Annotated in this window: 15 protein-coding genes and 1 pseudogene; 1 reads left to right on the plus strand and 15 read right to left on the minus strand. The window is 73.2% G+C overall.

Annotation, left to right across the window (positions count from 1 at the left end):
* The 8 genes and pseudogenes from ABWK59_RS00005 to ABWK59_RS00040 form a co-directional block, all read right to left on the minus strand.
* A partial coding sequence (locus tag ABWK59_RS00005) for a carboxymuconolactone decarboxylase family protein (RefSeq protein WP_354637063.1) occupies nucleotides 1–374 on the minus strand: 374 nt, incomplete at its 3' end.
* 773 nt (nucleotides 375–1,147) lie between these two features.
* Nucleotides 1,148–1,636 (minus strand): hypothetical protein, encoded by a 489-nt coding sequence (locus ABWK59_RS00010; RefSeq protein WP_354637064.1) that lies wholly within the window; start codon nucleotides 1,634–1,636, stop codon nucleotides 1,148–1,150.
* Nucleotides 1,637–2,311: 675 nt separating this feature from the next.
* Entirely contained in the window at nucleotides 2,312–2,581 is a 270-nt protein-coding gene (locus ABWK59_RS00015; RefSeq protein ID WP_420492712.1) for a hypothetical protein, read from the minus strand.
* A gap of 550 nt (nucleotides 2,582–3,131) precedes the next feature.
* A complete protein-coding gene (locus ABWK59_RS00020; RefSeq protein WP_354637065.1) occupies nucleotides 3,132–4,175 on the minus strand; it encodes a hypothetical protein in 1,044 nt (347 codons plus the stop codon).
* Between the two features lie 889 nt (nucleotides 4,176–5,064).
* Nucleotides 5,065–5,880: a hypothetical protein gene (locus ABWK59_RS00025; protein WP_354637066.1), complete on the minus strand. Its 816-nt coding sequence runs from the start codon at nucleotides 5,878–5,880 to the stop codon at nucleotides 5,065–5,067.
* A gap of 173 nt (nucleotides 5,881–6,053) precedes the next feature.
* Entirely contained in the window at nucleotides 6,054–6,224 is a 171-nt protein-coding gene (locus ABWK59_RS00030; RefSeq protein ID WP_354637067.1) for a hypothetical protein, read from the minus strand.
* Nucleotides 6,225–6,473: 249 nt separating this feature from the next.
* Nucleotides 6,474–7,445: a hypothetical protein gene (locus tag ABWK59_RS00035; protein ID WP_354637068.1), complete on the minus strand. Its 972-nt coding sequence runs from the start codon at nucleotides 7,443–7,445 to the stop codon at nucleotides 6,474–6,476.
* A gap of 628 nt (nucleotides 7,446–8,073) precedes the next feature.
* A pseudogene (locus ABWK59_RS00040) lies at nucleotides 8,074–8,440 on the minus strand (VOC family protein).
* 117 nt (nucleotides 8,441–8,557) lie between these two features.
* Between ABWK59_RS00040 and ABWK59_RS00045 the strand changes: the two are divergent.
* Nucleotides 8,558–8,821, plus strand: coding sequence for a hypothetical protein (locus ABWK59_RS00045; protein ID WP_354637069.1), 264 nt, complete (start codon nucleotides 8,558–8,560; stop codon nucleotides 8,819–8,821).
* 260 nt (nucleotides 8,822–9,081) lie between these two features.
* Here ABWK59_RS00045 and ABWK59_RS00050 read toward each other — a convergent pair whose 3' ends face one another.
* The 7 genes from ABWK59_RS00050 to ABWK59_RS00080 all read right to left on the minus strand — a co-directional run bounded on the left by ABWK59_RS00050 (nucleotide 9,082) and on the right by ABWK59_RS00080 (nucleotide 18,741).
* On the minus strand, nucleotides 9,082–9,537 hold the full coding sequence (locus tag ABWK59_RS00050) for a hypothetical protein (RefSeq protein ID WP_354637070.1): 456 nt from the start codon (nucleotides 9,535–9,537) through the stop codon (nucleotides 9,082–9,084).
* A gap of 509 nt (nucleotides 9,538–10,046) precedes the next feature.
* Complete coding sequence (locus ABWK59_RS00055; RefSeq protein ID WP_354637072.1) at nucleotides 10,047–11,015, minus strand: hypothetical protein; 969 nt, start codon at nucleotides 11,013–11,015, stop codon at nucleotides 10,047–10,049.
* A gap of 1,635 nt (nucleotides 11,016–12,650) precedes the next feature.
* The gene (locus ABWK59_RS00060; RefSeq protein WP_354637073.1) at nucleotides 12,651–14,471 is read right to left on the minus strand and encodes a DUF4012 domain-containing protein; all 1,821 of its coding nucleotides are present in this window, start codon (nucleotides 14,469–14,471) and stop codon (nucleotides 12,651–12,653) included.
* Nucleotides 14,461–15,090, minus strand: coding sequence for a hypothetical protein (locus ABWK59_RS00065; RefSeq protein WP_354637074.1), 630 nt, complete (start codon nucleotides 15,088–15,090; stop codon nucleotides 14,461–14,463). The genes ABWK59_RS00060 and ABWK59_RS00065 overlap by 11 nt, the downstream gene beginning before the upstream one ends.
* A gap of 136 nt (nucleotides 15,091–15,226) precedes the next feature.
* Nucleotides 15,227–16,558 carry a DegT/DnrJ/EryC1/StrS family aminotransferase gene (locus ABWK59_RS00070; RefSeq protein ID WP_354637075.1) on the minus strand — a complete coding sequence of 444 codons (1,332 nt, stop codon included), beginning with the start codon at nucleotides 16,556–16,558 and terminating at the stop codon, nucleotides 15,227–15,229.
* Nucleotides 16,555–17,223 carry a hypothetical protein gene (locus ABWK59_RS00075; protein ID WP_354637076.1) on the minus strand — a complete coding sequence of 223 codons (669 nt, stop codon included), beginning with the start codon at nucleotides 17,221–17,223 and terminating at the stop codon, nucleotides 16,555–16,557. The genes ABWK59_RS00070 and ABWK59_RS00075 overlap by 4 nt, the downstream gene beginning before the upstream one ends.
* 15 nt (nucleotides 17,224–17,238) lie before the next feature.
* On the minus strand, nucleotides 17,239–18,741 hold the full coding sequence (locus tag ABWK59_RS00080; protein ID WP_354637077.1) for a polysaccharide biosynthesis tyrosine autokinase: 1,503 nt from the start codon (nucleotides 18,739–18,741) through the stop codon (nucleotides 17,239–17,241).
* Nucleotides 18,742–18,895: the final 154 nt, after the last annotated feature.

Below are 18,895 nucleotides of genomic sequence, written 5' to 3' on the forward strand. Positions count from 1 at the left end.
GCCCAGGTCGCCACCGCGTCGATCCGCTCGTCCGTCTCCCCCGCCTTGCGCAGCAGACCGGTCTGCAGCGCGGTCAGGTACGTCGAGCCGACGATCTGCCCGGCGCGCAGGTGGACCAGGCCGATCGTGGTGCGCGGCACGGAACGGTTCCCGGTCGCCCGGTACAGCCAGCCGGACAGCTCCTGCAGCTCCGGGACGAGCACGGCCGGGTCCGACATCCGCGACCGCGGCTGCTGCCCGACGACGGCGGCCGAGTCGGTGCCGGCGACGGCCTCGGGGGTGACGGTCTCGGGGGTGACGGTCTCGGGGATGGTGGTCTCGGCAGGGGTGGTCTCGGCAGGGGTGGTCTCGGCGGGGGTGGTCGAAGTGTTCACGGGAATCGGTCCTTCGCTCTCGGGATCAGCTCGCCGCTGTCGTCGGCTCTCACCGCATTGACCCGGCCCGACCCACCGATGTGACAACCGAACCCGACCGGGTTTTCACGCCGGGGGCAGGAGTACCCGAAGCAGGTTCACCGACGCCCCCGGTGCCGGTACGGCACGCACGCGCGGAGCGCAGCGACGGCGCGGTGGCGGGCGCGCGGGTGTGCCGGAGGTGGATGCGGGGCGGCGATCGGCAGAGGCCGGGGCCCCCGGGAACGAAAGCAGCGGCGGGGCAACGGCAGCGGGGCCCTTGCCGACGGGACCGGAACCGGCAGCGGGGCCCAGCGGCCCGGGCCGGGGCACGGCGAGCGCCAGAACAGGGCACGCGCGTGAGCGGTCCCTCGCGCGGGACGCGGCGACTGACACCGTCGCGGGCGGCGCGGCAGCGGACATGCCGGGGGTGGGTGCCGAGGGGCCGCCATCGGGAGGGACCGGGCCCGCCGTGAGCAAAAGCGCCGACGGGACCCTTGCCGCCGGGGACCGGAACCGGCAACAGGGCCCAGCGGCCCGGGCCGGGGCACGGCGAGCGCTCGAACAGGGCGCGCACGTAAGCGGTCCCCGCGCGAGACGGGCGGCGCCCGCTCGCGCGGTGCGGCGCGAGCGGGCGACCGGTTGCCGGGCTGTCGTTGTCAGCCGCGGCACGGGTGGACCGGTGGCCGTTCCCGGGGCGCGGTGTTGCCTCGGCCCAAAGCGGGCGGCAACGCTCGGCGAGTGCGGCGGCCGGTTTACGGGGCGGGCGGGGTGCCGACCTCAGGATGCAGAACGAGCAGAGCGTCCCGGAACGCGTCACCGGAATCGTCGACGACCCCGGGACCGGGAGCGGGCGACCCCGGAGCGGGCGGGGTGCCGATCTCGGGGTGCAGGACGAGGAGGGCGTCCCGGAACGCGTCACCGGAGTCGTCGACGACCCCGGGGCCGGGGGCGGGCGTGCCCGGGGCGTCGAACCCGCGGGGGCCGGGCTGCGGCACCGGCGGCATCTTCGGCCCCCGCTTCCCCGCACCCACCGGCACCGTAGGCGCCTTCGACGCCTTCGACGGCTTCTTGGCCGTAGTACCCGCGGTGGCCGTGGTGCCCGTGCCGGCCGGGGCCGTGGCGGAGGCCCGCGCGGAGGCGGGAGCGGCGGACGCGGGAGTGGCGGCCGCGAGGGCGCCGCCCACCCCGAGGGCCGCGGCCAGGGCGACGGCCATCGGGCCCCGGCGCACGGCATGCGCCAAGGCCCGCGACCTGTCCGGTCGCCTCATCGGGCCGCCGGGCTCGGCATTGGTCATGACGGATCACCCTTTCCATGGGAAAACCAGCGCACCACCGGCGGTGCGTCGACCGCTCGGGAGCGCCGGTGACTTTGGTCGGGCGCCAGGTCCCGCACGACGCGGAGGCACTCACCGACGGGTTCGACGCTAGAGGGAGAGCACTGGGCCCGTCTGCCGTAGAACGGGCGGATTCCACCGAAGGGTTGACGCCCCGACAGAACGTGTCCGGCCCGCACCGACCGAAGGGTTACGGGCACCTGGCAACCGGCCATCCACCCGGGCCGTCCCCGGGCGGCCCGGTTCGGGCGCCACCGTGGGAAGACGGGAAGGGGTCCGGGCACTCCCCCGGCACGAACCCTGTCCGCCACGCGGACGGGAACAAGCCCGACCCCGCGATCCGGCCGCCGGTACGGAGGGGTGCCGGCACCCCGACCCGGCGCAGCCACCCACCCCGGCAGGTCAGGCAGGTCGAGCAGGTAGGGCGGGTCGGGCCACGAGCGGGGCTTCGCACGATCTTCAAGGGCCCGCTCCTCGCCCCCCGCTTCGTCGCCCCTGTCACCACAGGACCGAGGCCGGAAGCGACGACGCATGTCGGGCGCCGCACCGCGCGGCGCGGTCGTCACCGTGCCGCCCGCAGGCTCACAAGGGCAGGACAGGACCGGGATGGCTACGGAAGCAGGCCAGGGCTTCCTGCAGGTTGTGTTCGGCGATACCCGCCACGAGGCCCCGGTCGGGGAAGTCCCCGTCGAGCAGGCGCAGCGGGCCGGCCACGAGGGACCGGCGCGTCGCGAGCGTGTGGAGGTCGAGCCGGCGGGGATCAAGGCGGAGGCCGGGCGGGGTCAGGGCGCCGTAGCGGTGGCCGAAGCGAATCTGCAGGAAGGCGTGTTCCCAAGCGATGTCGAAGAACATCACGCCCTCGATGCCGATCAGGACCGGGCGGCCATCGGTGTCGATCAGGACGTGGCCCGGGCCGAGCTCTCCGTGGATCAGTCCGTAGCCCGTGCGTACAGTGACCCGCGCCGTCGCGGGCGAACACCGGGCAGGCGCCCGGGCGGGATACGACCACCCTCGCTCAGCGGCGGCAGGGGGCGTAGCCGGACACGGGAGCGGGACGGCCCGACGGCACGGTCGAAGGCGGCACGGGTACGGGGCGCGCGGGTCTGGCAGCCGCGAGGGGCCCGGGGCAGGGACGGATGCCTGTGGCGATCCCGGCGCCGGGTGGGCGCGGTCAAGGGCCGGATGTGGCGCGGTGTTGGGGGGGTGGCGTCTGCCGGCGGTCCGACCGGAGGAACCCGGGTGGCGGAGGTGGTCGCGGGCGGTGGTGGTGGTTTCCGGGGTGGCGGGCGGGGTGGCGGGGCTGAGGGTGCGGGCGGCACGGAGGGCGGGTAGGCCAGCGAGAGCGACCGCGGCCAGCGCGCAGGTACCCAGGACCCCCAGGGCAGGCCGGACGCCGACGTGGTCACCGAGAGCGCCGCCAGCGAGGGCGCCGAACAGGATGGTGGTCGAGACGATCGCCTGGAGTGCGGCCGTGGCCCGGCCCATGGCGTCCGGGGGGAATGTCGGTGACAAGGACCGAGCCGAGAGCGACGTCGGCGATCACGCCGAAGAAGACCGGCAGGCCGGTGCCGAGCACGGCCAGAGCCACGGCGACGGGCAGGGGCCCACCCGCGAACGGCAGAAGGAGGAAAGCGGGGAGCCCCACGGCCAAGCAGGCAAGGGTAAGCGGGCGGGGCTCCCTGCCCGGGGCCAGCAGGCGGGCGGCGAGAGCGGATCCGGCGAGCCCCACGACACCCGACAGGACAAACGCCAACCCGTAGACACCGACGGGGAGGTGGACAGTGCGCAGCAGAAAGGGTCCGGTGAGGGTGGCGGTGCCGGCCAGGGCGGCCGCCGGGACAGTGAACAAGACGACCAGGGCACGGTGGAAGGGGCAGCGGCCGAACAAGGCGAGTCCGGCGGCGGCCCTGCGCAGGGTCATCGGTTTCGACCGAGCCAACCCGGTGCGCCTTACGGCCAGGGGCACGCATGGCGCGCATGGCGAGGAGGACGAGGAGGACGAGCGTGCTGAGCAGGCAGCCGGCCGCGTCCACGGCCAGCACGGCAGCGCTTCCGGCCAGCACGATGATCCGGCCAGCACGGCAGCGCTTCCGGCCAGGACGGCAGCGCTTCCGGCCAGGACGATGACGAGTCCGGCGGCGATCCAGCCGACCAGCACCGCGCCGTACTGGCCGGCCTGGAGCCGGGCGCGGGCCGGGCCCAGGGCCCGGGCGCCGACGAGGTACCGCAGGTGGAGAAGGTACAGCAAGCCGACGAGGACCGCGACCACGCCCTCGACGCCACCGAGGACCACGAACCAGGCCACGAACACGACCTGACGGACGACCCCGAGCGCGAACGCGGCGAGCGCGAACGCGGAGACGGTATCCAGGAGCAGCAGCGAAGCCCCGGGCTGCACGTCCCGCTGCTCGATGGCGGCAGCGAACCGGTCCCGCCGGACGGCCATCGGGGGTAGCCGCCCGGATCCGCGCGGACGCCTCCGGCCGGACCGGCTGAGGCGAGGGCCGGGATCCGTCACGGATGCCGGACGTCACCTCCGCGAAGTTGGGCATCGCTGAGGCGAGCGGACGGACCCCGGCAGTGTGTGACGGAACAGACCAGGAAGGGCACGTCAGCGACCCGTGCCCCGGCCAGATGGGCTGGCCGTACTCGGGGGCGCACGGCCAGCCACCACCAACACTCCCGCCTGTCCCCGCCCGGTGCCAGGGCGGCTGCGCTGTACGGGCGCCCGCCGCCGACCAGGAGGGCCCTCTTGGGTTACAGGTGCTCGACCCCCGGCGGACGGGACACCGGTTCAGACAGTGCCGCCGCCCGGTACGGGAGACCGCGGCACCCCCGCATCACAGATGCGGCAGCCACCCGGTGATCAGGGTGACAGCGGTTAGCCCGCAGCCGTACGCCACGCCCCTGAAGGCGTTGGCCGCGAAGGGCCCACTGCCGGAACGCGGCAGACGGCCGGCGCCACCGGAACCCGCACTCCTCCCGGAGGGTGACAGCACCTGCGGGCGCAGAGCCGGTCCGCCCACGGCGCGGGGCCCGAACGGGCCGGCACCGTGCGGCTGCGACGGTCAGATCCGCTGGATCGGGAGCACCACGATCCACCCGAACATGATCAGACCGATGACGGCTGTGCACCCGCAGCCAGCATTGAGGCAGCCGTCCTCACGATTGGTCACATCCCCGTCCACACAGCCCTCAACTCACCGGATCCGTAGTGCAAGGCATCGCCGACCGGTTACTTCGGCGGCCGGGGGCCGGTCGCGGGTGGCCCAGTGCCCAGCGCGCCGGGAGTACCACGCCCCCTCCCGGCCGGGAACGCGCGGGCCGGCCGGGCTTCAGACCGCCGTGGGGAAGTCCTTGCGCTTGATCTTGGCACGGCGGCCGTCGGAGTGGTGGAACACGATCCCCTCCGCCAGGCTGCCGGGCGCGTAGCGGCTCTCCAGTTCGGCGAGGAACTCCCGCAGGCCCTCGTAGCTGCGCGGCACCGCCTCGTACACCGGCACCTCCAGGTCGAACGGCACACACAGGTAGCCGTCCAGCCCCAGCGGGTTGCCCTGGATGCGCGGGCCGAGGGCCTCACAGGCGTGCTCACCGTCCGGCCAGGTGGCCACGTCGGTGTTGCGGGCCGCGGCCAGGATCCACCTGTCCTCGGGGCCGTGCTCGTCGGTGTCGACGTACCAGCCGTCGACGATGCCCTGCTGCTTCTGCGCCTTACTGGGGTTGCGCCGCTTCTCCACCCGCACCAGGTGGCCCCCGCGGACGGTCAGGCGGACATTGGTGCCGTCCAGCTTCTCGGTCGGCGCGCCCTCCCCCGCGAACACCCAGGCGCACTCGGCGCGCGGGCGGTCCACGACACGGAAGTCGCCGTCCCGCTCGAACAGCGTGGGGATCTTCTCCATGACCTGCCTGCCTCTCCTGACCTGTCCGACCAGTTCCTCGTGCGTGATCGCCCCCGCGGCCAGGCCGCTCGCCAATGACCGCACCAGGTCCGCGACGGAGACCCCGGCATCCACGGCCACGCGCTTCAGCGCCTTCTTTTCCTCCGGCGAGACCCAGGCGACCAGCCGCGACCAGCCGTCCGGCGGGGTCCAGCGCGCCAGTCGCTCCGGGTCCTTCCGCGGCCGGCCGCGGCGTTTGACCTCTTCTTCCATGGCCGTGACCCTAGGAGCCGACTTGATGTTGCGTCAATTGGCATAACAGAAATTCGGACGGCCAGGAGCCGGCCCGCCGTTCCGGCCTGGAAGGCCACCGACCAAGCGCCGTTCGGGAAGCTCGGGTGCGGCCGTCGGCTCAGCCCCGCACCCACGCCGCAGGTGGCACGCGGCTAGGGCTGCCGGACAGCGGGCAGGCGGACGGCGGGCAGGCGGACGGCGGGCATGAGCGGCGCCTCGAAGACGCCAACCGCGGTGAAGGCCGCGGCAAGGGCGTCGGCCTTCCGGGTCAGGGCACCGGCGTAGACATAACTCTCGAAGATCTCCTGTGGCGTACGGGTCACAGCGACCTCCTCGGACTCGGGCGTGGAGGGCCTGCACCATCACACCGACGCTTCCGGGTGGCGGAATTTCTGGGAACGATCACGTTTCCCCGGGATCGGCTGCCGTCCCCTCGCCGCCTCCTGGACACCGGGGCGCTCCACCCGGGCCGCTGGTTTCGTCCCACAGGCGCCGGGCAGGCCGCCTTCACCAGCCGCGTCGACGACCTCCGGCCGGCCGCCCAGGGGGAGGCACGTCGCCCGGATGTCCGCTCAGCGCCCGTACGTCCTGCGGCACATCGTGACCAGGCTCGGCGGCAGACCTGCCTTGCCGCTCCTGCCGCAGACGTCGACCGGTACCACCTGCTGCGGCCGGCTCGGGGGCCGCTGCTGGACCGGCGCGGGCCGGGCCGGGGAGGTCTTGGCCGCGGCCCGCAGGGGCCTCGGCCGGGCCGGGAGGGCGGAGCGGCCGGACGGTCCGGCGGGGGCCACCGCCTCGGGTTCCCGCTCCTGGTCCGACGGCGGGCCGGGCGGCGGGGCCGGGATCGGCTCGGGCGAGGGGACGTCGGCGGATGCGGCGGCCGGTGCCTGGGCCGGCACGTGCAGCACCGGGGCGGCCATCTCCCACCGCTCGACCACGGCACCGTGTTCCATCGCCAGCTCCGCCGTGCCCCAGGCCAGGACCACCGAGGCCGCCACCGCCACCACGACGCCTCTGCGCGCGACCCGACCGGACCGCGGGGCAGCGGCACGCGGGCGGCGGGTGGGACCGTCCGCGACGGCGGCCCGCTCGGCGAGCGTCCGGCAGGCCCGGGCGTTGACGGTCGCCGGCCAGACGGAGGCGGCACCGATGGCCGCCCACGCCCCGGCATGCTCGCCGAGCGTCCGGCAGGCCCGGGCGTTGACGGTCGCCGGCCAGACGGAGGCGACGCCGATGGCCGCCCACCCCGCTGCGGTCCGCTCGTACAGCTCGGCGGCGCCTTGGTGGTCCCCCGCGAGATGGGCCAGATAGGCCCGGATCTCCTGGACGGCCAGGGCCTCGGGATGGCTGGCGCCCCGCGCGGCCCGCACCCTCTGGTCGAGTTCGGCGGCGAGCCGCCCGGCCTCGGCCAGGTCACCGCCCGCGGCGGCCTCCCCGATCCGGCGGGCGGCCGCGGCCTGCGCCGGCGAGAGCGCCCCCAGGTCGGTACCGACGAGGCAGGACGGCGCGGACACGGCTGCGCCGGGTTCCTCCGTACGGACCATCAGACCGCCTCCCTTCACCCGTCAATGATGGCAGGACAGCGTGCCACCACGCGGCAGCGGCACGGGAGAACTGAGTCTTCGTCAGGAAGGGATCGCGCACCGGATCGAGCGCGCTCACCCATCCGACCGGCCCGGCCAGGACCGCTCGCCGACACCAACTCCACGACGCTTCACGCTTCCTGGGCGCCGGTTCGCCGCCGGTCCCCCCGCGCGACGACGGACACGGTGCCGAACCACCGGGCGACCCGGCACGTTGCGGCCTATCGCCACGCTTCACCCGGTCGGCCTCACCGCCGGCGGAGCGCGCAGGGTCGAGGGCTCGGGGGGGTGCCCACGAGGGGGCAGGCCAGCCGAGGGCGGACGAGAGCCACGGGGGCCAGGAGACGGCCGGGGGTTCATGGGCGGACAGCCTGGCCGCGGCCGGAAAGGAACTTGACGTCAAGTCAGCTTGAGGTTCTACGGTCGGGGGCGCGCCCTGACGGTCACTCAATCTTTTGTGTCTGCAGCGGTGTTGAGCGGCAGGAGGTGGGCTGGGTGTCGCGCCCGGGCTATGGTTGCCCCGCTGTCGTGAACCGCCCAGCCCCCTGGCTGGGTGGGGCCGCCGGCCACCCGGCCAGGTTCCTCATCGCTAGAGGTAGGGCCGGGTGATCATCTCAATCAGGTGGCCCGCGGGGTCCTTGACGTAGACGCCACGGCCGCCGTGCTCGTCGTTGGCCTCACCGACGGCGCATCTTCGGATCGGCCCAGTGGGCGATCCCGCGATCGCACATCCGCCGATATGCCCGGTCGAACAGTTCGTCGTCGACCAGGAAGGCGTAGTGCTGCATCTGGATCTCCACCGGCGGGTCGGCGAACTGGAGCAGCACCCCGTCGTGGAGCTGGATGTTGGTAAAGGGGCCCCAGGAGGGTGCTTCCGGGAGTTCCAGAACTTCCCGGAAGAACCGAGCCGACTCGGTGCGGTCCTTGGCGGCGATGTTGCGACCGCCATCGGACAGGTCGTTGTCACGACGGGCGACACGCCGGCGCCGGATCGGGCTCCGCCCGTCGCGGGACTGACCCGTGTGGGGCAAGCTCGGTGGCGGCACTCACCGGGCGTTTCGAGGATCACAGGCATGACCACTCTCGACCGCGGCGGACGGGACCGGCTCGCCGCCCTCGCCGACCACCTGCCCGCCTCGCCGGGCAAGGGCGCCAAAACCGTCCCCGTCGATGAGGAACTCCTGGAGCTCGCCGTCGTCCTGCTCGGCCAGTTCTCCGCCGCGTTCCTTGACGAACCCATCGGCCGGGCCGCCTGCACCGTCGCCGAGCGACTCCAGGTGAGTGTTCCGCTCACGGCGATCCTGGCCCTGGAGGACGACACGATCGGCGAGGTGTAGCCGCGGCAGACGCCCCGGCCACGGCACCCGCACGGCACCGGGCACCGGCGCCGCCGGGGGCCGTCCAGCGCGCCGGCCAACGCCGCGCACCCGGGTGTGCCGGCGCGAGGCCGGGGAAACGGCGGAGGCGTGGGCGCGCGCCGCCGCCCGGTCCGGGTGGCGGAAGGCGGCCTGCTCGGCTTCGCGTTGCCGAACAGGCCGCCGCCCCTGCCTCGCCCCCGCTCACGGGTCGTCCCGAACGACCGGGGGCACAGCGCGAGTCAGGCCGTACAGGCGGACACGAGCACGCCCGGGGTGCCCGGGAGGATCGTCTCGGTGACGGGCCCCAGCGGGATGCTGACCGAACCGCTGGTGGTCGTACCGGAGACCGTTCCGCGGAGGCTGACGGTCACGGCCTGATTGCTGGTCGCCCGGATCGCGACCCCCAGGCCGCCGTTCGGGCAGGCGGCCGTGGAGAGGACGACGGCGGGGAGCGGGCCGTTCGTCACCGTCGCGGTGACGGAGAGCCTCACGCTGGTGAGCACCGGAGTCGAGACGCACTCCGCGTCGATGCACGCCGAGACGGAGACGTTCGGGACGGGCACCGGTCCGACCGCCAGGCTCACGGAGCGGGAGGCCGCGACGGCGGGGGCGGGTCCCATGGCGAGCGGGAGGACGCCGAGGGCGAGGCTGGCAGCCGCCATGACGGCCCGGCTGCCCAGTCGGGAGAGAACCACTTTCGCGTTCCTTTCAGCTGTCTGACCATTGGCCAGTTCGGGGACGGCGCGCCGAGGTCACGGGAGCAGCCGACCGCCGCGCGTTGAAGGGGTGGAATGCGTTGCCGCCGAAAGAAGCCGCCGGCGGATGGAGGGAGGGATGGCGCGCTCTGCGAGGCGCTGCCGAGCGGAACCGGAATACCCGCCCTCGGCCCGCGGTCAGGCGCCTCAGGTGAAAGATAGCCGCATCGGCCGCGACGGAAAAGAAGGCGTGCAAACCACGATGGAGTGAATCCGGAACACCGGGGCGCAGGCGGGAAGGCGGTCTGCGAACATCTCGGACGCAAAAAAGGGACTGTATGACTACTGCTCGAATGCGTCGATGCCCCTGCGGGATCCGCCACCAGCGGCACCGCACCACCGAAGCGCGGCCGGCCCCCCGGACATCCGGGGGGCCACGGGCGGGGCGGGGGCTACGGCGCGGCGCGGCACAGGTCAACGGCCGCGCCCGGACAGCGGTTCGTGGCGGTTCATGGCAGCGGGATCGATGTGTTGTCCTGGACGGAGATCTTGGTGAAGGGGTAGGTCGAAGCCGCGTCGTAGATGATGAACTGCGTGTACTGCCGCGGTGGCATGGTGCGGCCGAGTGACTTCATCACCTGGTCCCAGTGGGCGAGGTCGAGTTGTATTCGGTTCTTGGTGATCGCCACGTCATGGAGGCCCGGGGACACGGTTGACCAGAGGTCGACCACGTTCGCGGCCCGGTAGACGGTGTTGTTCGAGAACGTGGTGTTGTTGGCCACGATGTTGGTTGCACGGTAGTAGTCGTTTATCGTGTTGTTCTGGATGTTCGCCTTGTCACCGTGCACTTCGATGGCGGCCGCGACGGAGGCGTTTCCCTTGAACGTGTTGCCGTAGATCACCGTGTTGGTTCCCGAGGTGTAGACGGAGGAGTGGTCGTGCCACGGGACGTTGACGGTCGAGAAGGTGCTGTACGACAGGACGACATCGCGCGTCGCGCTTCCGGTGACGACGGTGTTCGTGTTGTTCGTGTTGATGAACATGTTCTGCGTGATGGTGATCCCCGTGCCGGAGAGAAGGGCGAGGACGAACCGCGGTGAGGCTGCGGACAGGCCCGCCGAAATGGGATTGCCTGCCGCGTTCTGGTCGAAGACGATGCCCGTGATCTTGAGACCGGAGAGGTCCGTGGTGGCCGGGGCCGTCATGATGGCGCGGTAGTCGCCGGCGTTGTCCATGACCTTGAGGGTGGTTCCGTGCCCGTTGATGACCTCGCCCCGCGGGATGGTGAGGCCGGGCCGGATGACGAACGGCGCGGAGGAGGGGCGGTAGGGCAGGTCCACGACGCCGTTCTTCGGGTTGTTGAGGAGCTGCTGGATGTAGTCCGTGTCATCCACGGTTCCGGCGGCGGCCAAAGCGGTGTTCTGCGGGGCCGCGGCCGCCGTTCCCGGCATCAGCGCGATGACCGGGAGGGAGAGCATGGCCAGCACCGTGGTCGCGGCAAGGCAGGGCCGGAGCGATCTCCCGAAGCGCCGGCTTCGGGGTTCTTCCGCCGGCTTTCCTTGAAGAGGGCAAATGCGGCCGGGCAGTGCCCGCAGAAGGATTCGCCGGCGCTTCCTTACCGAGGGGGACGAGTGGGTCACGGTAAATCCTTGATTGGATGTGAGAGTCCGAGAAATCCGCTGGGCGCCGGGCGGGTATGACTTTTCGGCGCATCGGCCGGGATTTTCTCCCGGGGGATTCCGGAAAGGAACGGGTCGTTTCGCGCGGCGCCGTCGCCGAAGGCGGTGGCCGGTGATCGACCGGGAATTCACGGGATGAGCGGACGTGTTCACCGCACCCCGGGGGTTGGAATCAGTCCTCGGCTGCCGGGCGGGCCGGCCGTCGGGTGGTTGTGCCGCCCGTCCGCGGCCTTCCCCGCGGGTGGGCAGGGGTCGGGTCGGGTCAGGTCCGGGCCGGCGGGGATGCCGGACTCGGGAGGCCTGCGGGGGCCGCCTCGGCGTCGACCGGTCTCGAAGCGGGTGTCCACGCGGCCGCACCACGCCCATACGCCTTCCTGCGGCTCGCCGGAACCGGGCGGGCCGGGCGAAGGAGGTTCGCCCGACGCGTCGGGGTCGGTTGCGGGGAGGTCGGAAGGGTGTGCAGCGAATCACGGGCGGCAGGGCGAGGGCAGGCGGCTTCGGTGTCGTCGCCGTTCATTGCGGGCACGGTCCCGGCTGTTCGCGGCAGTTCCTTCGGGGAGCCGAGGCGAACGGCGCGGTAGCCGTGGCGGGAGCGGCAGCCGGGGCGGAGCTCGGTCGCCGAGCCGCCGGCGGTGTCCGTCTCCGCGACGCACTGCCTGCCGGAAGTGTCGGCCCACGGCGCCTTGCGACGACGCGCGGGGGGACGGTTCCGGGCGATCCACAGCACGCAGCGCGGTTGCCGCCCTGAGGGCGGTGCGCCGGGCGGGGAGCCCGATGGCGTGGCATGGCTGCCGACCGTTGCCCACCGGACACGGAAAATGTCACGGGGCGAGGTGAGGCACATCGCGGAGAGCCCCTCGAAAGGACACAGGAGTGCTCGCGGAGATGGGAGGAGACACTGTCACGACGCACGGGCCTGGAAGGAAACCCCCGGTGCGATGCCCCGCCCCGCACCCCCGGCCCAGAAGATGGCGTCGGCCGTCTCAGGCGCTGTCGCGCCGACCACTACGCCTGGTCACTGGAGACCAGGCCCCCATCATTGGCACACCAGTCACACCGAGTCAAGGGGGGTCCGTCGGGCTTCCGGCGCCGGGAGACGCGGGGGTCACCGAGGCCGGCCGGAGCGGCGCGGCACCCCCGGGACCTGCCCGCAGGACGCCGGGCTTCAGCCCGGCGGCGTTGCGGGTTCCCGGCACTCGTTCCGGTCACCCGACCAGTCCTCAGATCACAGTGCTCACAGATGAGTTGAAGCACCGTCGGGTGCTTCCCGACGACGGACGGCCCGGCTGTGGCCGGCCCGGTCGGAGGTGGCTCGGCGCGGGGTGTCCGCCGGTGCTGCACCGGCCCCTTCGGGATCTGGACGCCGTCTTCGGAACGTCGTCGACTTCTTGAAGGGGAAACGGTGACCCTCCGCTGCCAAGGGTCGGCCGTGCGTCAGGGGGCTTCCTGGCACGGTGCGGCGATCACCTGGGTGGTCTGCGGCCGCACCAGGGGCTGTTCCGGTACCACGGGTGTCCGGGCCGAGGCGGGTTCGCGCAGGTGGATGTCCAACTCCCGTGCCTGGCCCGGCTCCAGCTCGACCTCGCTGGCCAGCACCGGGTGGCCGCGTTCGGCGCCGACCGACATCGGCAGCGGTCGTCCGTCCAGTTCGGCGCTCCTGAACTGCGCTCCCACGGCAGCGTAAAGGGAGACCCAGATGCGGGTGGAACCGGGTGTGTGCGGGTGCGTGGGGTCGTCGGAGCGGAGCCTGACGTACTCCGGCAGGCCGGAGGCCGGGGCGTTGTTGACGAGCCGGACGCGGATGACGCTCTCGCGCTTGCCGGCGACGCAGGGCGCCAGTTCGTAACGCAGGGACCGGTCGAGGTAGTAGTCCAGCTTGTTCCCGGCGGAGTTGTTGACCACCAGGGCCGCGTAGGGGCCGGTCTGCTGCGGCACGCTGCCGGCCAGCTCGGTGTCCTCGAGTGCCTCCTGGGTCTGCGGGTCGGTACTCCACATCCGCAGCCGGCCGTCGCCGGCGAGCTGGTGCAGGGCCCGCAGCAGGGCGACGGGGTCGTGCCGGCCGTGCAGCAGGGCGTCGGTGACCGCATGGGCGACCTGGATGAGGAAGTCCTTGCGGGCCGACTTGTCGGTGTAGCGGGCGTAGGCGGTGCTCTCGGTGAGCGCGACGGTGTCGGCGGCGGTCAGCTGTTCGCCGTTCGGCAGCCGCACGGGGCCGGTGGCCGCCAGGACGCGGGCCAGCCCCACCGGGTCGGTGGCGATCGCCCCGTCCAGTTGCTGGCCGGTCTTCTGGCGCCACAGGCCGGTCCAGATCTGCGCCGCGTACGGGAAGTGCGCGGAGAGGTTGGAGTTGGCCATCAGCCGGGTGCTGTCGTCGGCCGCGTACCTGCTCTCGTAGTCCGGGCCGAAGTCGGCCACCGGTTCGGGGGCGGAGGTCAGCGTGTCGTTGGAGGACAGGTCGTGGACGGTGATCCGCCCGTGGTCGGCGGTGAGGATGCCGAAGACGCCGACCAGGCCGCCGGTGCCGCGGGCCTCGGCGTTGGTCTGGAAGGCGAAGAAGTACGAACGCGGGCCTGATCCGCCCAGTAGCGGAGGCAGCAGCCGCACCGCCGTACGGGCGCTCCCGGCCGACTCGGCCAGGTGCTCCACCTGGGCGGTCAGCCTGGCGCGCGCGGCGTCCAGCCGGCCGATGCCGGTGGCGTCCGGCAGGGCTGCCAGGTTGTGCCCGATGCGGTCGAGGCCGGTCTGGATGCGGGCCAGGACCGGGTCGGCGGCCGTGAGCCGGTCGAGTTCCACGCCGCCGTCCTGGCGCATGATCCGGGCCGGGTCGGCCACCTCGCGCAGCCGTACCGCGTCCGGCAGCACCTGGGTGGCCGCCTCGTCGGCGGCCACGCTGAGGCCGTGCGCGGTGCGGAAGGAACGGCCGGCCAGCGGGAGTTCGCCGAGCGCCGTCCACCAGGGCGCGGAGGTCGCCCGGCGGGCGGCGCCGGTGTGCTCCCTGAGGGAGGCCAGATCGTGCTCGGAGGGCGTGGCGCCGCCGGCGAACGCGGCGGCGAGTCGGGCGACGTCCTGGTGGGCCGCGGTGAGGTGGCTGTGCACCGCCCGTGCCTGAAGCGCCGCGGCGCCGCTCAGCGCCGCCAGGGGCAGGAGGATCGCGGCGGCGCCGAGGAGGATCAGGCGGCCGGGCCTTGGGCGTCTGGCCGGCCCGGCCGCCTGTTCGGGCTCGTTCGCCCGGGGGGTGAGGGGATCAGCTCTCACGTGCCCGCCGACGGCGGCCGCGGACCAGGAGCAGGGTCAGGCTTCCGGAGCCGATCAGGAGCGCGCCGGCGGCCACGGTGACGGTCATGCCGGTGAGACCCGTCCCGGCCAGTCCTCCGGTGTGCCGCTCGCCGGGGGACGGCTGGGCGGGCACTGCCCCGTGCCCGTCCTTGTAGACCTCGATGGCCACCTTCTGGACCCGTTCGGTCCCGTCCGGGTTCTGGCCGGTCAGCCGGATGGTGTGCGGGCCGGCCTTGACCTTCTTGGGGAGGGTCACCTCCGCCTCCACGTCGCCGTTGCCGTCCGCGCGCACGGTGGTCAGGTGGATGACCTGGCTCAGGACGTCGATGGACACGGACGACTGGGGCGCAAAGCCGCAGCCGAAGACGGTCAGCGATCCGCCCACGGGGACGAGCGCGGTGCTCACCCTGGCCGCGCAGGTGGAGGGCGGGTAGGCGATGCCGGGCAGGCGGTGGGCGTGGGCCGCCGGCGCGGCACATAAGGCCGCGGCCAGGACGGCGATGAACAACGCGATGCGGATGCCGCGGGCTGGCCGCGTGGTGGTCCGAAGGCCGGTGGAGTGTCTGTCCCCCGCCGCTTCGACAGGTCCGCCATTCATGGAGGGATTCCTTCCGAGTGTTCGGAGCCGGCATGGCCGGCGGTGCGTTCAGGGAACGCGCAACCCACGTAAACACGCTGGTCGCGGTTGTCCCAGTGGTGACCGGCGGATGGCAGCCGACGTTGACCGGATCGAGCTACAGCGCGGTCGGCCGGTCGGGGTTCGGGGTGCGGATCGGGGCTGGGGCGTCGAGCGTTTGCCGGACGGTGTCGATCACCCGGTCGAGGTCGGTGTCGGTCAGGCGGGGGTGGACCGGCAGGGAGAGCACCTGTCGGGTGACCAGCTCGGCGCGCGGGGTGTCGCCGCGCGCGATCCGGGGGTGGTCGCGGTAGCAGTCGTGGTCGAAGGCGAGCCGCGGGTAGAACACCCGGGCCTCGATTCCGGCCCGGTCCAGGGCCTCGATCACCTCGTCCCGGCCGGCCCGCGCATCGTCGGTGAGGCGGACGGTGTACTGGTGCCAGACGTGCAGCCGGTCGGCGGGCCGGCGGGGGGTGATCAGGCCGGGGACGCCCTCCAGGCCCGCGGTGAGGCGAGCCGCATGGGCGGCGCGCCTCCGGTTGATCTCGGGCAGGCGGCCGAGCTGGACCGAACCGATCGCGGCCTGCATCTCGGTGAGCCGGTAGTTCGAGCCGGCGAGCAGATGTTCGTAGCGGTTGCGCATGCCGTGGTTGCGGATCAGCCGCAGCCGGTCGGCGATCCGGGCGTCGGGGGTGGTGACCACACCGCCCTCGCCGCAGGTGATGTTCTTGCTGCCGTACATGGAGAAGGTCGCCGTCGAGGCGGCTCCGACCGACTGGCCGGCCACCCGGGCGCCGTGCGCCTGTGCGGCGTCCGCGATCACGGTGAGCCGGTGGTGGTCGGCCAGCCGGGTGATGTCCGGCATGTCCGCGGGCAGGCCGTAGAGATGGACGGGCATGATCGCGCAGGTTCGGGGCGTGATCGCGGCGGCGACGGCCGCCGGATCCAGCAGGAAGTCGTCGTCGACGTCGGCGAATCGCGCGGTGGCGCCCACCTCGAGCAGTGCGTTCAGGGTCGCGCCGAAGGTCAGCGGTGTGGTGATCACCTCGTCGCCGGGGCCGATGTCGTGGGCGCGCAGGGCCGCGACCAGGGCGGTGGTCCCGTTGCTGACCGCGACGGCGTGCGCGACGCCGTGGGCCGCGGCGAAGGCTCGTTCGAACTCCTCCACGCGGGGGCCGCTGGTCAACCGGCCGGAGCGGAGCACCGCGAGGACGGCCGTCTCCTCCTCGACGCCGAGCTGTGGCTCGCTGATCCGGATCCGGTGCTCCGGCACTCTCGGCGGGCCGAAGGGGAGGTCGGTGCGGACGGTGCCCGCGAGGTCGCGGTCGGCGCCGACGGCCGGGGACGCCGGCGGCGGGGTCCGCCGCTCCTGCGCGGCGGATGCCGGGCCGCTCCCGGGCTCGGCGGCCGGCCCGGTGGCCGGCTCGGTGGCCGTTGGTGCGATGTTCATGGTCGAAAGTCCCTTCCGTCGATCGGGACGATGGTCTGCACGGGCACGGTGGTGGCGGGTTTCGGTGGCGGGCCGGCCAGGGCGGTGACGATCCACGTCACCGCGTTGTCGACGGCCTCGGCGCAGGCGGTGAGCATCGCCGGGGTGCCGTCCGGATCGGCGATCTCGTCGAGGGCCGGTTCCTGCCAGGGCACCCGGCCGCGGTAGCGGGCCGCGGCCGCGACCACCCCCCGCGCCCGGGCCGCCGGCCCGGCCGGCGGTCCTCCGGCGCCCGGGGGTGGGGGCAGGCCGGCGGTCACCGGAGGGTGGCGCACCAGCCGGGCGAACTCCCGGAGCAGGAAGGTGCGTCGGGAGGCGGCCGGGCACAGGGCGATCACCGTGTCGCGGTGCGCCAGTTCGGCGGTCAGCACCAGGTCGTCGCCGGCCACCATGGCGGCGGTCAGGCGGCGGCTGGTGAACCCGGCCGGATCGGCGCCGATCCTGGCGAGGAGTTCCGCGGCCGGGGGGTGCATCGGCAGGCCGTCCTGGCCGTGGGTGCCCGCGCTGGTGACGGTGAGCCAGGGCCGTCCGGCGGAGGACGGCATCCGCAGCTCGGTGATCCGTTCGGCCAGGGGTGAGCGGCACAGGTTCGCGGTGCAGACGAAGCGGAGGCGGAAAGGGGTCACCGGGGCCGGGCCGTGTCAGCGCGCGACCGGCGGGGCCGGGTCCGCGTCCACGGTCACGGTGCCGTCCGAAAGCCGCCGGCCGTCGGCTCCGGCGCCGGTCCGGATGCGTGCGGCGCGTGCGCGGGCCACCCGGGCGCCGTACTTGCGGGGCTTTTCGGCCTGGTAGTAGTGGTAGCCGTACCGCCAGCCGCCGTCGGTGTCCCGGCGGTGGGGCGCCATGCACAGCACCCCGGCGAGCACCGGGGTGTCGGCCGCGGTCAGTGATTCGACGACCCTGCGCAGCTGCTCGACGCGGGTGCGGCCGTGCCGGGCGACGACGATCGCACCGTCGCAGTGCCGGCCCGCCGCGGCCGCGTCGGCGAAGGCCAGCGTCGGCGGCAGGTCGAGCAGCACGACCTCGTAGCGCGATCGCAGTTCCTCGAGCAGCTGCTCCATCCTCTGGGAGCCGAGCAGGTCCCCCGGGTTGGGCGGCAGCGTACCGCTGGTCAGGACGTCCACGGCGTCGTCGCCCCAGGTCTGGACGGCGTCGTCCAGGGTGGCACGGCCGAGCAGGACGTCCGTGAGGCCGGCCCCGTTCGGCAGCCCGAGGTACCGGCCGACCTGAGGCCTGCGCAGATCGCACTCGACGATGATCGCCTGGGTGCCGACCGTGCCCAGGGCGGCCGCCAGGTTGCAGACCGTCGTGCTCTTGCCGTCGTGGGGCATCGCGCTGGTGAACATGATCACCTTGCGGGGCGCGTCGACCTGGACGAACCCGAAGGCGACCCGGAGCTTGCGGAACGCCTCCATCCTCGAACCGACCAGATCGGCGTCGTACAGCACCGGGGTGCCCCGCGCGGCCGGGTCGTAGGGGATGGCGCCGAGGACCGGCTTCCCGCCGAGGGCCCGGCCGAGCTGCTCGACGGTCTTGAGCGAGGTGTCCAAGGTGCGGGCGACGGCGGCCAGGCCGAGCCCGGCCAGCAGGCCGAGTGCCAGGCCGGCCGCCAGGTTGCGGACCGGCCTGGGCGACACGGGCTGGGGGGAATAGCTGGGCTGGGCGACCACCCGGATCACCACCGTCGACGCCCCGCCGGTCTCCGGGCGCTCCAGCTGGTTGATCTGCTGCGGGAAGACGACCGCGATCACACGCGCGATCTCCTGCGCCTGCTCCGGCGAGTCACCGGTCACGGTCGCCCGGAGCAGCACCGTCTGCGGGACCGCCTGGGCGGAGATCCGCGACTGCAGCTCGTCCGCGGCGAGGGGCAGTCTGCCCGTCTGGGCCACGGCCCCCGCCAGCATCGGTCCGGTCAGCAGGTTGGCGTAGGACTCGAGCTTCTGCTGGGACAGAAGGCCGGCCTGGTAGGCCTGCATCACGTTGGACGAGTCGACCTGGGCCGAGACCAGGAAGGTGAGGCTGGAGGAGTAGGTGCGCTCCGCCCGCGCGGTCAGGCCCGCGCTGACGGCCCCGGCGAGCAGGGTCACGACGACGATGAGCTTCCAGCGATCCCTGATCAGCCCGAGGAGACTCCGCAGTGCCATATCCGTCTCGCCTTCCTCACCGTGTCCGCAGGTGCGCGGTCACAAATCTCTGCGATGATTCACACTACCATCAGTAGTCAGTCCATTACTCTCTGATGTCGCGCCCTGTCGTGTCCGGCTCGTTCGTGTCGGGATCGCGGACCGGGTGTTCGAA

Origin of the sequence: Kitasatospora sp. HUAS MG31, assembly GCF_040571325.1 — a bacterium.
Taxonomy (GTDB): Bacteria; Actinomycetota; Actinomycetes; order Streptomycetales; family Streptomycetaceae; genus Kitasatospora; species Kitasatospora camelliae.